Annotated in this window: 11 protein-coding genes; 3 read left to right on the plus strand and 8 right to left on the minus strand. The window is 68.8% G+C overall.

Annotation, left to right across the window (positions count from 1 at the left end):
* Positions 1 to 82: 82 nt before the first annotated feature.
* From OOB33_RS01770 to OOB33_RS01785, 4 genes are all read right to left on the minus strand, one after another.
* Positions 83 to 694 (minus strand): response regulator, encoded by a 612-nt coding sequence (locus OOB33_RS01770; protein WP_171826744.1) that lies wholly within the window; start codon positions 692 to 694, stop codon positions 83 to 85.
* 164 nt (positions 695 to 858) lie between these two features.
* A complete protein-coding gene (aqpZ, locus tag OOB33_RS01775) occupies positions 859 to 1551 on the minus strand; it encodes an aquaporin Z (protein WP_102769138.1) in 693 nt (230 codons plus the stop codon).
* A gap of 168 nt (positions 1552 to 1719) precedes the next feature.
* A complete protein-coding gene (locus OOB33_RS01780; RefSeq protein ID WP_271007413.1) occupies positions 1720 to 2358 on the minus strand; it encodes a glutathione S-transferase in 639 nt (212 codons plus the stop codon).
* Positions 2359 to 2377: 19 nt separating this feature from the next.
* Positions 2378 to 3835 (minus strand): amidase, encoded by a 1458-nt coding sequence (locus OOB33_RS01785; RefSeq protein WP_271007414.1) that lies wholly within the window; start codon positions 3833 to 3835, stop codon positions 2378 to 2380.
* 264 nt (positions 3836 to 4099) lie between these two features.
* Here OOB33_RS01785 and OOB33_RS01790 point away from each other — a divergent pair, with 264 nt between their 5' ends.
* Positions 4100 to 5005, plus strand: coding sequence for a hypothetical protein (locus OOB33_RS01790; RefSeq protein ID WP_271007415.1), 906 nt, complete (start codon positions 4100 to 4102; stop codon positions 5003 to 5005).
* Here the strand turns inward: OOB33_RS01790 and OOB33_RS01795 are convergent, their stop codons facing one another.
* Genes OOB33_RS01795 through bufA2 form a run of 3 tightly spaced genes read right to left on the minus strand, consistent with a single transcriptional unit; the run spans position 5006 to position 7044 of the window.
* Positions 5006 to 5878, minus strand: coding sequence for an HvfC/BufC N-terminal domain-containing protein (locus OOB33_RS01795; protein WP_271007416.1), 873 nt, complete (start codon positions 5876 to 5878; stop codon positions 5006 to 5008).
* Positions 5875 to 6738, minus strand: a complete 864-nt coding sequence (gene bufB, locus OOB33_RS01800; protein WP_271007417.1) for an MNIO family bufferin maturase — start codon at positions 6736 to 6738, stop codon at positions 5875 to 5877. Before bufB ends, OOB33_RS01795 begins: the two co-directional genes overlap by 4 nt.
* A 42-nt stretch (positions 6739 to 6780) precedes the next feature.
* Positions 6781 to 7044: a BufA2 family periplasmic bufferin-type metallophore gene (gene bufA2, locus OOB33_RS01805; protein ID WP_102769132.1), complete on the minus strand. Its 264-nt coding sequence runs from the start codon at positions 7042 to 7044 to the stop codon at positions 6781 to 6783.
* A gap of 927 nt (positions 7045 to 7971) precedes the next feature.
* On the opposite strand from bufA2, the gene OOB33_RS01810 reads away from it, so the two are divergent.
* Both OOB33_RS01810 and OOB33_RS01815 read left to right on the plus strand, forming a co-directional pair.
* Complete coding sequence (locus OOB33_RS01810; RefSeq protein WP_271007418.1) at positions 7972 to 9273, plus strand: MFS transporter; 1302 nt, start codon at positions 7972 to 7974, stop codon at positions 9271 to 9273.
* The gene (locus OOB33_RS01815) at positions 9270 to 10874 is read left to right on the plus strand and encodes a glycoside hydrolase family 10 protein (protein WP_271007419.1); all 1605 of its coding nucleotides are present in this window, start codon (positions 9270 to 9272) and stop codon (positions 10872 to 10874) included. Before OOB33_RS01810 ends, OOB33_RS01815 begins: the two co-directional genes overlap by 4 nt.
* Here OOB33_RS01815 and OOB33_RS01820 read toward each other — a convergent pair.
* Complete coding sequence (locus OOB33_RS01820; RefSeq protein WP_271007420.1) at positions 10847 to 13156, minus strand: ATP-binding protein; 2310 nt, start codon at positions 13154 to 13156, stop codon at positions 10847 to 10849. The genes OOB33_RS01815 and OOB33_RS01820 overlap by 28 nt on opposite strands.
* Positions 13157 to 13181 lie beyond the last annotated feature (25 nt).

Below are 13181 nucleotides of genomic sequence, written 5' to 3' on the forward strand. Positions count from 1 at the left end.
TTGTTGTGGGGCAGATTATCCCGGTCGGCCGCAGACCCGGCCATGCTGGCCTACCCGGAGGGCCGGCCCGGCGGCGCCAGCCTCAGCGGCGGCGCAGGCTGGCCAGGGTTTCCACGCGCTTGAGCAGCTCGCGGTCGTTCCAAGGCTTTTTGAAGATGCCGTACAAACCCTGCACCTGATGCACGCGGGCCTGCATTTCATCGTGGCCGGTGATGGCGATGATGGGCAGGTCTTCGGTCTCCAGGCTGCCCTGGACATCGGCGATCAGCTCGAAGCCGTCCTTGTTGGGCATTTCCAGGTCGGTGATCAACACTGCAAAGCGCTGCTCGGCCAGGCGCTGCAAGGCCTCCAGGCCGTCCTTGGCCACGGTCACCTGGTAGCCCACGCCTTCGAACAGACGGGCCAGCTTGGCCCGGGCCACGGCCGAGTCGTCGACCACCAGCAGCGGGATCGGGCCGCTCGCCTGCACCGGGGCCGTGGCCACCGGGGCTTCCGGCGCCAAGGGCGCGGTGGCCACGCGCTTGACCGGCGCGTAATCCTCCGGCAGCGGCGGCATCACGGTGTTGTGGCCGGCCGGCGGCACCTCATGGTCACCCCGCCGCAGGCTGATGATGAAGACCACGATGGCCAGCGGCACCGCGATCAACAAGGGCAGGAGGTAGGGACCGAGCAGGTCCGGCACTTCAAATGACATGGTGAGCATTCCCCGCCCGTCCCGGGCCTGGCAGGCCTCAGGCGCATGGCAACGGGCCTTGATTCTTTGGAAGCGCTGAATCTACCACCGCAGCGCGCCCGACGGACCGGGAAAAAAGCCGGGGTGGCCGCCGGCAAGCCGGCAGCCCCATCCCGCTTGCGGCCTCAGTCCTTGCTGCCCACCACGCGGTAGGCGCCGGCGCCCAACAGCGCACCCACGATGGGCGCCACCCAGAACAGCCACAGCTGCTCGATCGCCCAACCACCCACGTACAAGGCCACGCCGGTGCTGCGCGCCGGGTTGACCGAGGTGTTGGTGACCGGAATGCTGATCAGGTGGATCAGGGTCAGGGCCAGGCCGATGGCGATGGGCGCAAAGCCGGCCGGTGCGCGGCCGTCGGTCGCGCCCAGGATGATGATGAGGAAGAAAGCCGTCATGACCACCTCGGTCACCAGGGCCGCCACCATCGAATACTGGCCCGGCGAATGCTCGCCAAAGCCGTTGGAGGCGAAGCCGCCGGCCAGATCAAAGCCGGCCTTGCCGCTGGCAATCAGGTAGAGCACGCCGCCGGCGGCCAGGCCACCCAGCACCTGGGACACGATATAGGGCAGCAACTGGCCGGCCGGGAAACGGCCGCCGGCCCACAAGCCCACCGAAACCGCGGGGTTGAAGTGTCCGCCCGAGATATGGCCCACGGCATAGGCCATGGTCAGCACGGTCAGGCCGAAGGCCAGGGACACGCCATGCAGGCCGATGCCCACGCCGGGAAAGGCCGCGGCCAGCACGGCACTGCCGCAGCCGCCCAGCACCAGCCAGAAGGTGCCCAGAAACTCCGCGCCATAGGCTTTTGTATTCATGCTTGCTTCACTCCATCCGTTGATTTGAAAGGTTCGCAACCATCCGAAGGATGGCCTTTTCGCAAACCATGATGGCGCAGCAAAAATGTCAAAGCAAGCGCGGATACCCCGGGGCATTCGGCCCCCTCCAGGCGCCCCAGCCCTGAAATCGGCCCCAGCCGGGTCGTCTCAAGCCGGCGGCCAGTGACGCGCAAACACAGCGCGTACCGCGGGCTCGTCTTCGGTGGCGCGAAGGGCCGCGAAAAATTCGGGCCGCTGCACCTGCAGATGCGCGCGGCTGCCCGACCATTTCGACACCACCGCCGCCAGCAAAGCCAGGGCGCTGAGCCGGCCCGCGCCGGCGCAGGCGCTGCCGTATTGATCGGCAAACAGCTCCCAGAGCCGGTGCAGGCGGGCGCGCGTGCCTTGGCGTATGCGCTCCTGGACGGCAGCGTCGCCGTCGGCGTCGGCACACCAGCGCTGCGGGTAGTCGATCACGCCGATGGCGGCATAACAGTTGGCCGCCACATACACCAGGCCGCTGAGCGCCTGTGCCCGCTCGCCGGCCTCGGCCGGCAGCAGGCCGGACCCGGGCGCCGCGTCCAGGCCCAGGTGGATGAGGATGGCCGCGCTCTCGCTGATGGCCCGCCCATCGGGCAGGCGCAGGGTGGGTATCTGCTGCAGCGGGTTGATCCGGCTCAGGGCCTCCAGGCCCGGGCTGGGCTGCCAGCTGGCGGCCTCCACCAGACGGTGGGGCAGACCGGCCAGCACCAGGGCCGCCTCGATGGCGGCCGAACCCGTACCGCGGCTTCCGTACAACTCGTACATCGCACAAACCTCCTGTGGATCACCCACCCAAGACCACGGGGTCGACCGGCCAAGGCCGCTGCGGCCCGCGCAGCCGCTCAAACTCGGCGCACAGCTGCAGCACGCCCAGATCATCGAAACGCCGACCGATGATCTGCAATCCGATGGGCAGACCCTGCGCGCTGTAGCCGGCATTGATGCTGGCGGCGGGCTGCTCGCTCATGTTGTAGGCCAGGGTGAAGGCGATGTGCTCGAAGGGCCGCGCCGGGTCGTTGAGCGGGCTGGCCCATTCGGCCGCGAAGGCCGGCTCCGGGCTGACCGGGCTGAGCACGTAGTCAAAGGGCTGGCAGGCCACCACCGCCGCCTCTCGCAGCGCCTGCATCTGGCTGTAGCCCTGGAACAACTCGTCCGCCGCCAGATCGGCCGCGCCCTCGACCCAGGCGCGGATATAGGGCAACACGCGCGCCTGACGCTCGGGCGGCAGGGCGCGAAAGTCCAGCCAGGAGCGCATGCGCCAGAACTTGTCCAGGCCGTCGATCATGGCCCGGCTGCAAAAAGGCGCCAGCCGCTCGACCCGGGCCCCAGCCTGCTCGAAACGACGCGCCGCCTCCTGCACCACCGCGCTCACCTCGGCGCTGGCCGGTGTGCCCCAACCGGCATCGAGCAGCAGGCCCAGGCGCAGGCCGCGCAGATCGCGCTTCAGGTCCTGCCAATCGATGGGCTGCTGCGGCAGGCTGCTCGCGTCGCGCCAGTCAGGGCGGCTCAGATGGGCCATCAGGCGCGCCGCATCGTCCACGCTGCGCGTCATCGGCCCGGCCACACGCCCGGCGTAGGCCGGTTTGATGGGGATGCGACCCAGGCTGGGCTTGAGGCTGAAGATGCCGCACCAGCCCGCTGGCAGGCGCAGCGATCCGCCAATGTCGGTGCCCACGTGCAGCGGGCCATAGCCGGCCGCCGCCGCCGCGGCCGCGCCAGCGCTGGAGCCGCCGGGGTTCTTGCTCAGATCCCAGGGGTTGCGGGTCAGCGGATGGAAGCTGGACAGGCCGGAGCTGAGCATGCCGTAGTCCGGCATGGTGGTCTTGGCCAGCAGCACGGCGCCGGTCTCGCGCAGGCGGGCGGCCGGGGGCGCGTCCTCCTCGGCCGGGCGCAGCTCGCTGGCGGCGCATCCCAGGGGCATGGGCGTGCCGCGGGTGGCGATGTTTTCCTTGAGCGTCAGCGGCACGCCGTCCAGACTCAGGCGCGGGTCCAGGCCCGCCGGGCAGAGTGGCTGGCCGCGCAGCCAGCGCGCCTCGCTGGCGCGTGCCTGGGCCAGCGCGGCCTCGGCATCGAGGGCATAGAGCGCATGCAGCCGGGGCTCGCAGCGCTCGATCTGGGCCAGCACCGCCTGCGTCGCCTCAACCGGAGATAGCTGTCGATCGGCAAAGGCCTGCGTCAGCTCGACCGCCGACCACAGATGCAGAAGGGGCTGCGAGGGGGAGATCGGGACGCTGGAAGACATGGGCTCGCTCCGGACTTGGGGCCGGCCGCGGGCCGACGCTCGCGGCCATTGTGGCCCAGCCCGAGGCCGGCCCGGCGGTGGCAAGCGATGCACCAAGGCGAGGCAGGATTCGGTACTTGTTGCAGGGCCCAAGCCGCTCCCCCTCATGGGGGTGGCGCGGGCCCAGGCGGCATGACACAGTCCGCCCGGTTTCCGCGTCAGGGCTGCAGTCGGGCCGACACGGACCTCACCCTCCCCACATAAAGCCAAGATTCGAGGAAGCCCATGAAGCCCCTGCCCGCCACCAGCCCCTGTCCCGTCAGCACCCGAAGCGCCCTGGGCCTGCACGGTGGCATCAGCCTGCTGGCCCTGGGCTGCGTGGCCAGCATGTTGGCGGCGTGCGGCGGCAGCCCGGGCGCCGAGATCGTGGAGGTCTACGACTGTGTGCTGACCAATTGCAAGGACTCGGAGCTGCTGTCCACGGACGCCTTGAGCCCGCATGCCGTGATCCGTGGTGAAGGCAACGTGCTGAACATCAGCGCCCAGCTCGGCCAAAGCGCCAATCTGCTGACCCGTGTGCGCCTGACAGGCGCTGACCGTTTTTTCGCGCAGACCAGCAGCCAACGCATCGAGCTGCGCGACAGCGATGGCAAGGGCAGCAGCTACACCGGCTCGCTGACGGTCAGCGCTGAAGAGCCCAGCCTCAGCATCGTGCTCGAACGGCGCGGCGAACAGCATGTCAACAACGTCACCCTGCCCAAGAGTTTCAGCGTGCTGGCGCCGGTGGGGCCGGTCAATCTGGGCCTCAAGACGGGCAAGCTGATGGTCAACCTCGGGCACGCCAGCGGCAGCTCGGTGGACAACCTCAGCAGCCTGCGCTGCACCCGCAAGGACGGCAGCAGCTTCTCGGGCGGCCGCAGCGACAACTACAGCCTGCCCTTTGTGATCGAGAACGTGAATGGCTCGCCCTGGGTGCGGATCAACACCGCCGATCTGGACCTGTCGCTGAACCAGCACAGCAGCAGCTTGGACACGAATGCACCCAACACCTCGCCGGTGCAAACCTGCGAGATCGCGGTCAGCTGGCGCGTCTACCGCATGGGCAGCACGGCCAGCACCCTCTCGCGCCACAGCACGGTGCGCGGTGAGCGCGCGGCCAGCCAAAGCATCAGCTACGACGCACGGCTCTGATCAAGGCCGCGCCAAGGGCAGGAGCAGGCGCTCCTGCAACCAGCCCTGCAAGCAGCCGACCACCACACCGGCCGGGTCGGCACCCTCCACATCACGCAGCTGCTCGGCGGCCAGTTCGCACAAATCGCTGAAGCTGCAGCCCGAGCGCAAGCCTTGCAGAAGGCGACCTTCCAGCGGCGCCAAGGAGCGCCAGCGCGTCTCCTGCAACGGCCGCCAGACCAGGCATGTGTGCGGGCCAAATTCAGGGGCGGCCAGCGGCTCGGCCTCGGCCCCCGCCTCCAGACCTGGCAGGTCCTGCGCCTCACGGCGCAGGCGCCGCCAGGCCGGGCCCACGGCCCAATTCAAGCTCAGAAGCTGCACACCCGGTCGCAGGCGCAAGCGCAGCGCGGGCCAGGCCTCCGGCTGCACCGCACGCAAATCCTCGGCCGCCAAGGCCTCGCTCTCGGCCGCGTCAAAGGCCATGCGCAAGGCCCAGTCCATGCGGGCCAGATCGACCAGGGCGGCGTGAGGCAAGACCTGACCCTGCTGCTGCCGCAGATCGGCCTCATTCGATCCCTCGCCGGCCACCGGCAAGCTCGCCATGAAATCGGCCAAGCCATCGCCCCACCATCGCAGGGATGCGTGTCGCGGCGGCTGGGCACGCAGATAGGCCAGCGCCAGGGCCTCGAATTCAGCGTCACCGAGGGCGCGATGCAGCGCCTCGTGGTTGTCGCGCAAGGCGCTGATCAAGCGCGCTCGGTAGGCCTGCTGATAAACCGACAAGCCCCGTTCGGCCTCGGGCTCGCGCAAAAGCCCCGCCGTGGGCAGGGCCTGCGGGCTGCACACCAGCGCTTGCAGCTCACGCTGCTGCTGGGCCAGCAGGCTGACGCTCATGCGGCCTCCTGCTGAACCGCCAGGGCTTGGGCGCTGCACTGGCGTGCGTGATCCAGCTCATCAAGCAAAACATCAAGCGGAGGGATCTGATCGTCTCGCTCGATCATGGTCGGCCGCGCTCCAAGATGCACGATAGTCTGGCGGTAAAGCTGCCAGACCTCTTCACAGACCGGCTGGTCATGGGTGTCCACGCGCAGATCGCCATGCTGCTCATGACCGGCCAGGTGAATCTGCAGCACCTGGGCGGCAGGCAGGCGCGCGATGTAGTCCCAGGCATCAAAACCATGATTGCAGGCCGAGACGTAGACATTGTTGACGTCGAGCAGCAGGCCACAACCGCTGCGCCGCATGAGCTCGGCCACAAACTCGCCTTCGCTCATCTCATCACCGGCAAAACGGACATAGCTGGATACGTTTTCCAGCAAGAACGGTCGCTGCAAAGCATCCTGCACCTCGGCCACGCGTGGCAGCAGATGCTGCAGCGCCGCTTCGGTATAGGGCATGGGCAGCAGGTCGTGCAGCTGCTGGTGGTCTACACCGGTCCAGCACAGGTGATCGGACACCCAGCCGGGCTCGATGCGATCGGCCAGGGTCTTGAGTTCTCGCAGGTAGCCACGGTTCAGCGGATCGCTGCTACCGATGGACAGGGACACGCCGTGCATGACCATGGGGTAGTCACGCCGCAGGCGGTCCAGATGGCGCAGCGGCGGGCCGCCGGGCACCATGTAATTCTCGGAAATGATCTCCAGCCAATCAGGCCGCCGACCGGGCGGCAGGGCTTGGGACAGCGCCGCGTAATGCTCGCTACGCAGGCCCAGACCGAAGCCTTGGATGCCGTGAAGGGGTGAGCGGGTCGTCATGGCTGGAGAGGGTCGTCCAAAGCGGTGGCGGGTTATGCCTGCTTACTTCAGCACCGTGCCACCGGCAGCCTTGCACTCGTCGGCGGTCTTCTTGGAGACCCAGCCCTGGCCCTTGCAGCTGTTGTGGCCCTTGCAGGCGCTCTTGGCGGTCTTGCATTCCGAGCTGCCCTTGCAGCTGTTGATGCCGGAACACTTGACCATGCCGTCCTCGGCCGCCTGGGCGGCGCCGCTGAAGGCGGTGCTGGCAAACAGGGCTGCGGCGGCGGTGGCGATGCTCAGGCCGGTCTTGAGGGTGCTGTGGTTCATAGGAACTCCTGTTGAGGGTCAAGGGAAAACGATGAGGGAAGGCGACAAGCACGATCAATGCATCACGCTGTCCTGGTGTGAGTCGTGGTGGCAGTCGCAGCCTTACAGCGCTTGCTGAACTTTTTTCGACTGCGGCAACAGGCCCGGAAACTGCCGGGCGGTTTGCAGTGCGCGGTAGCCCCAGGATTTGCGCGTGAGGCCCTGCAGCCCGTGCCGCCACCGGGCTCATGGTTCCGGGGTCGGCCCTGGCGGGCCGACTTCCCTGCGCTGCTCGCGCCTCGGGGCTGGCGCATAACTCACTCCGCTCCCTGCGTTCGCTTCGTTCAGACAGAAGCGCCAAGTCAGAACTTGAAGCGCGCGGGTACGCGCGCGCCCCGAGGCTCTGCGCTGCTCGGCCCTTCACAAATCGCCCGGCAGCGGCCCGGGCTGCAGGGCGCTTGCATCGCGGTCGATCTGCCCCTTCGACAGTGGAGCACGCCACCTCCGGAGGTGGCTCGGCCCGCCGACGGGCGATTTGTGCGCGGCCGAGGGCGCAGCGGAGCGGCTCAGGCGCGCGTACCCGCGCGCTTCAAGCTCTGACTCGGCGCCACTGTTTGACCACAGTGAGCGCAGCGAACGGAGGGAGTTTGGCGCCGCTGAGCCGAGGAGTGAGCACCGAGGGGAGTCGGCTCGCAGAGCCGACCCGCGAACCATGAGCCCGGCGGCGGGCCGAGCCACCGCAGCGTGAGCGATCGACGCAAGGAAGGCCCGCAATGTGCCGAAAACCGAATCCGCCTCCCGCCCGCAAGGGTTTGTCTGCGCCCACCGCACCCAGCGGCGGTGGCCGGCGGCCAAGATAATGTGCGGCGCGCATTGAATTCGTTGGCTCGGGCCCGAGCGCAATGCGCATATCCCAGCTCCGCTGCCCCTGGATTGCCTGCCTCCCGCATGACCGCCCCTCGTCCGCACGATCTGCCCCGCTCCCGCCAGCCCTGGCTGTGGATCCCCTCGCTGTACTTCGCCCAGGGCCTGCCCTATGTGGTGGTGATGACGCTGTCGGTGGTCATGTACAAGAACCTGGGCTTCAGCAACACCGACATTGCGCTCTACACCAGCTGGCTCTACCTGCCCTGGGTGATCAAGCCGCTGTGGTCGCCGCTGGTGGAGCTGCTGGGCACCAAACGGCGCTGGATCGGCGCCATGCAGTTCCTGATCGGCGCGGCCCTGGCCGGCGTGGCGTTGACGATTCCCGGTGAACGGGCGCTGCAGATGACGCTGGCCCTGTTCTGGCTGATGGCCTTTGCCTCCGCCTCGCACGACATCGCCGCCGATGGCTTTTACATGCTGGCCCTGCCGCAGCGCAGCCAGGCGGCCTTTGTCGGCGTGCGTTCCACCTTCTACCGCCTGGCCAATATCGGCGGCCAGGGCGGCCTGGTCTATCTGGCCGGTGAGCTGCAAGAGCGCACGGGCAGCATGGTCACGGCCTGGTCCTGGGTGTTTGGCGCGGTGGCGGTCGTGTTCGGCCTGCTGGCCCTGTGGCACAGCCTGTTCAGCCTGCCCCGCCCGGCCAGCGACCGGCCCTCGGGTGTGCAGCCCGCCCAGCTGCTGCCCGAGTTCGTGCGCGTGTTTGCGCTGTTCTTCCAGAAGCCCGGCATCGCCGTCATCCTGGGCTTCCTGCTGCTCTACCGCTTCCCCGAGGCCCAGCTGCTCAAGCTGGCCACGCCCTTTCTGCTGGACCCACCCACGGCCGGCGGCCTGGGCCTGAGCACCAAGCAGGTCGGCATCGCCTACGGCACCGTGGGCCTGACGGCCCTGACCCTGGGCGGCCTGGTCGGTGGCTGGGTGATCTCGCGCGTGGGCCTGAAGCGAGCGCTCTGGCCGCTGGTGCTGGCCATGCATGTGCCCAATATCGCCTTCCTGGCCATGGCGCTGTGGCTGCCCGCCAATCTGTGGCTGATCAGCGGTGCCCTGGCCGTGGAACAGTTTGGTTATGGCCTGGGCTTCACCGCCTACCTGATGTACATGATTCTGGTGGCCGAGGGCGAGCACAAGACCGCGCACTACGCCATCTGCACCGGCTTCATGGCCCTGGGCATGATGCTGCCCGGCATGTGGAGCGGCTGGCTGCAGGATCAGCTCGGCTACACCGCCTTCTTTGTCTGGGTGCTGGTCGCCACCCTGCCCTCTTTTGCCATGGCCGCCCTGCTCAAGATACCGGCTGATTTCGGCCGCAAGGCGGAGGCCCCGTGAAGCGCCGCCAGCTTCTGGCCTGCGGGCTGTCTCCCGTGATCGGCAGCGGCCTGGGCTTGGCTGGCTGCGCCGAGGCCCCGCTGCGCCTGCCGCCCCTGCCCGGTGAGCTGCGCCTGGAGCCCGCGCCCGAGTTGCTGGCCCAGGCGCCGCTGCCGCTGCGCGAGTTCCGCGCCGTCTGGGTGGCCACGGTGGCCAATATCGACTGGCCCAGCGGCAAGGGCCTGAGCAGCGCCCAACAGCAGGCGGAAGCCATCGCCCTGCTGGACCTGGCCGTGCAGCTGCAGCTCAATGCCGTCATCCTGCAGGTGCGGCCCAGTGCCGATGCCTTGTTCGATTCGCCGCTGGAGCCCTGGAGCGAGTACCTCAGCGGCAGCCAGGGCCAGGCGCCCGAGCCCTTCTACGACCCGCTGGCTTTCTGGATCGATCACGCCCACCAGCGCGGCCTGGAGCTGCATGCCTGGCTCAACCCCTTCCGCGCTCGCCAGAGCCAGACCAGCAGCGCCGCCGCCGCCCAACACCTGAGCCGCAGCCAGCCGCAATGGGTGCGGCGCTATGGCGACCAGCTCTGGATCGACCCCGGCGAGCCCGCCGCCGCCGACCACACCCTGGCCGTGGTCGAGGACCTGCTGCGCCGCTACGAGATCGACGGCCTGCACCTGGACGATTACTTCTACCCCTACCCGGTCAATGACACGGCCGGGCGCGAGCTGGATTTCCCGGACGAACCCAGCTGGGCCCGCTACCGCGAGGCCGGCGGCACGCTGAACCGGGCCGACTGGCGGCGCCAGAACGTGGACCAGCTGGTGCAGCGCCTGCAGCAGGCGGTGCGTCGCGTGCGCCCCGAGGCGCGCTTCGGCATCAGCCCTTTCGGCATCGGCAAGCCGGCGCTGCGCCCTGAGGGCATCGCCGGTTTCAGCCAGTACGACAAGCTGTATGCCGATGTGGAACGCTGGCTGGCCGAGGGCTGGGTGGACTATCTGGTGCCCCAGCTCTACTGGCCGATCGCACAAAAGGCCCAGGCCTTCGGCCCCTTGCTGGACTACTGGCATGGCCAGAACCCGCTGGGCCGCCACATCTGGCCGGGCCTGTTCAGCAGCAAGGTGACCGACAAGGCCGACAGCTGGCCGGTGGACGAGTTGCTACAGCAGATCGCCCTGCTGCGCGAGCGCCGGCCCGGCAGCGGCCACGCCCACTTCAGCATGGTGGCCCTGGCGCAGAACCGGCGCGGCCTGGCCGATGCGCTGCGCCAGCAGGCCTACAGCCAGCCCGCCCTGGTGCCGGCCACGCCCTGGCTGGCCGGGGCCGCAGCGCCCGACGTTCCCGCCCTGGATTGGCGCTGCCATCGCGACGTCCAGAACAACGGTGAGGCGCAGCTGATCTTGCGCCTGCAGCCCGGCACCCGGCATGCCGGCAGCTGGCGCTACTGGGTGCAGATCCGCCATGCCCGCGAAGGCTGGCGCAGCCGACTGATGGGCAGCCAGGCCGACGGCAGCGCCGAGCTGCGCCTGCCGGCCGCGGGCGTCGAGGGCCTGGTGCTGCGCGCGGTGGGAGGTCTCGGGCAGCTGGGGCCGGCTCAAGCCTTGCGTGTGCCGGCCGACTGAGCGTTCGACTCCTCGGCCTCCGTCAGGCCAGCAAACTGGCTCAGCGGCAGCGGCAAGGTCTCGGCCTCGGCGTGGTTGGGTGCCACGCGAGGCAGCAGCAGCTCAAAGCAGCTGCCTGCGCCGGCCTCGCTGTGCAGATGGATCTCGCCACACAGCACATTGCTGACCAGGTTGTGGCTGATATTCAGGCCCAGGCCGCTGCCGCCACGGCCCATGCGGGTGGTGAAGAAGGGGTCGAAGACGCGCGGCTGGATCTCGGCCGCGATGCCGCAACCATCGTCACGGATGCGCAAGCGCACATGCCCGGCATCGGGGCAGTCGACCAGGATCTCCAGCCGCCCCTGCTCGCGCCCCTCGAAGCCATGGATGGCCGCGTTCTGGATCAGATTGCTCAGCACCTGGCCCAGCGCGCCGGGATAACTGTCCATCTCCAGGCCCGCCGGGATGTCGACCTGGATGTCCAGCGGCAGGCGCTTGAGCGTAGGTTGCAGCGTCATCAGGATGTCGCGCACCAGCTGATCGAGCGCAAACACGCGACGCTGAGCACTGCTGCCATCGACCGCCACCTGCTTGAAGTTCTGCAGCAGCTCGCTGGCCCGCTCCAGATTGCCTTGCAGGATCTGGCTGCCGCTGCCCAGGCGCTGCAAGAACTTGCTCAGCTGCGAACGGCGCAAGCCTTGCTCGACATCGCGGGCCATCTGCTCGGCATCGGCGGCCAGGGTGCTGGCGGCCAGGCGGGCATTGCCGATGGGCGTGCCCAGCTCGTGGGCCACGCCGGCGACCATACGGCCCAGGCTGGCCAGGCGCTCGGCACGCAACAGGCTGCTCTGGGTCTTGCCCAAATCGTCCAGCGCCAGCACCAGCTCGGCATTGCTGGCGTGCAGCTCGGCGGTGCGCTCCTGCACCCGGTTTTCCAGCTGATCACGCGCCTCCTGCAAGGCCTGGGCGTCGCGCTTGAGCCGCGCCTCGCGCTGCGCCAGCTCCGCGCCCATCTGCGCGAAGCTGCGGCCGAGGTCACCGAGCTCGTCCTCGCGCAGCTCCGCCTCGCCGTGCGCGATCTCAAACCGCCCCTCGCTGACCCCCTGCACGGCGCTGCGCAGCTCGGCTATCGGCCGGCTGATCTGGCGCCGCACGATCCAGCCCAGCAGGCTCATCAGCACCAGCAAGGCCACGGCCCCGACCATCAGGATGTTCTCGCTGCTGCGCGCCACGCCCGCATCGAGGTGCGCGCGGGGATAGACGCTGACGAACAGCCAGTCGGGCCCGGCAATGCGGGCCACGCCCAGCAGGTGGCGGCCATCGGCGCTGAGGCTGACGGCAGCCTGGCCTTCGGCCGGCGGCGCCAGGGCGGCGATTTCATCGAGCAGGGGATCGCGGATCTGGTCGAGTTTGAGCTTGCCCTGGGCCGCCTCGATGCGCTCGGCAAAACCGGGGTGGGCAATCAGGTGGCCATCGCGGCTGAGGATCAGGCTGTAGGTGCCGGGTAGGCTGTCGCTGACGGTGCGTTTGAGCAGACTGGCGACCGACACATCCTGCGAGACGCAAGCGATCCAGCGCCCCTCGAAATCAATCGGCAGCACGGTCGACACCATGTAGATGCGCGCCTTGTCGTCGTAGTAGACCGGGGTCCAGCGATTGCTGCGGCTGGGGTTGCGTTCAGGCGAAGCGCCAGCCACCGGCGGGTAGTCGAAGTTGTTGGTCTCCGGCGTGGCCTCGGCGCCCCAGTTGACCGAGGGCGAGAACATGATCAGGCCCTGGCCCGGCAGGTCGAAGTAGGCGGAGTAGTAGCGCGCCGTCAGCGGCGGGCCCCATTCGCGCAGCAGATCGAAGGCCACCTGGGTTTGCCACATCAGGCTGTCGTTGAGCTCGGCCTGCGCGCGCAGGTAGACGCTGGGCAGACGGCGGTGGTCATCGAGCTCGGGGCGCAGGCGCAGCAGCTGGTCGGGCGAACGGGCAAACCAGCGCCGGAACTCGCCCTGCCAGCCCGGCGGCCGGGCAGCCGCCAGGCGGCGCAGGTACTCGGCGCGCAGCAGCTCGACATTGCGTTCGGCGAGGGCAAAGTCTTCGCCACTGGCGCGCGCCCGCTCCATCACGGTGCTGCGCAACTCCTCCATGGCCTGGGCCTCGACATCGCGCTGGCTGACATGCTGAACCAGCCAGGTCAGGCCCAGCATGCTGCAGATCAGGGCCAGGCTGAGCCGCCACAGCAAGCCACGGGCCAGGGTCGCATCGACATGCGCCCACGCTTTCGCCCGCTGCCACCCGCCCGTCCATCGCCCCATCCGCCATCACCTGCTTCAAGTGGAG

The organism is Paucibacter sp. B51, assembly GCF_027863535.1.
GTDB lineage: Bacteria > Pseudomonadota > Gammaproteobacteria > Burkholderiales > Burkholderiaceae_C > Paucibacter_A > Paucibacter_A aquatilis.

Coding starts and splice junctions, on each gene's coding strand:
- OOB33_RS01770 (WP_171826744.1), bottom strand. CDS start 694: ATGTCATTTGAAGTGCCGGACCTGCTCGGTCCCTACCTCCTGCCCTTG.
- aqpZ (WP_102769138.1), bottom strand. CDS start 1,551: ATGAATACAAAAGCCTATGGCGCGGAGTTTCTGGGCACCTTCTGGCTG.
- OOB33_RS01780 (WP_271007413.1), bottom strand. CDS start 2,358: ATGTACGAGTTGTACGGAAGCCGCGGTACGGGTTCGGCCGCCATCGAG.
- OOB33_RS01785 (WP_271007414.1), bottom strand. CDS start 3,835: ATGTCTTCCAGCGTCCCGATCTCCCCCTCGCAGCCCCTTCTGCATCTG.
- OOB33_RS01790 (WP_271007415.1), top strand. CDS start 4,100: ATGAAGCCCCTGCCCGCCACCAGCCCCTGTCCCGTCAGCACCCGAAGC.
- OOB33_RS01795 (WP_271007416.1), bottom strand. CDS start 5,878: ATGAGCGTCAGCCTGCTGGCCCAGCAGCAGCGTGAGCTGCAAGCGCTG.
- bufB (WP_271007417.1), bottom strand. CDS start 6,738: ATGACGACCCGCTCACCCCTTCACGGCATCCAAGGCTTCGGTCTGGGC.
- bufA2 (WP_102769132.1), bottom strand. CDS start 7,044: ATGAACCACAGCACCCTCAAGACCGGCCTGAGCATCGCCACCGCCGCC.
- OOB33_RS01810 (WP_271007418.1), top strand. CDS start 7,972: ATGACCGCCCCTCGTCCGCACGATCTGCCCCGCTCCCGCCAGCCCTGG.
- OOB33_RS01820 (WP_271007420.1), bottom strand. CDS start 13,156: ATGGGGCGATGGACGGGCGGGTGGCAGCGGGCGAAAGCGTGGGCGCAT.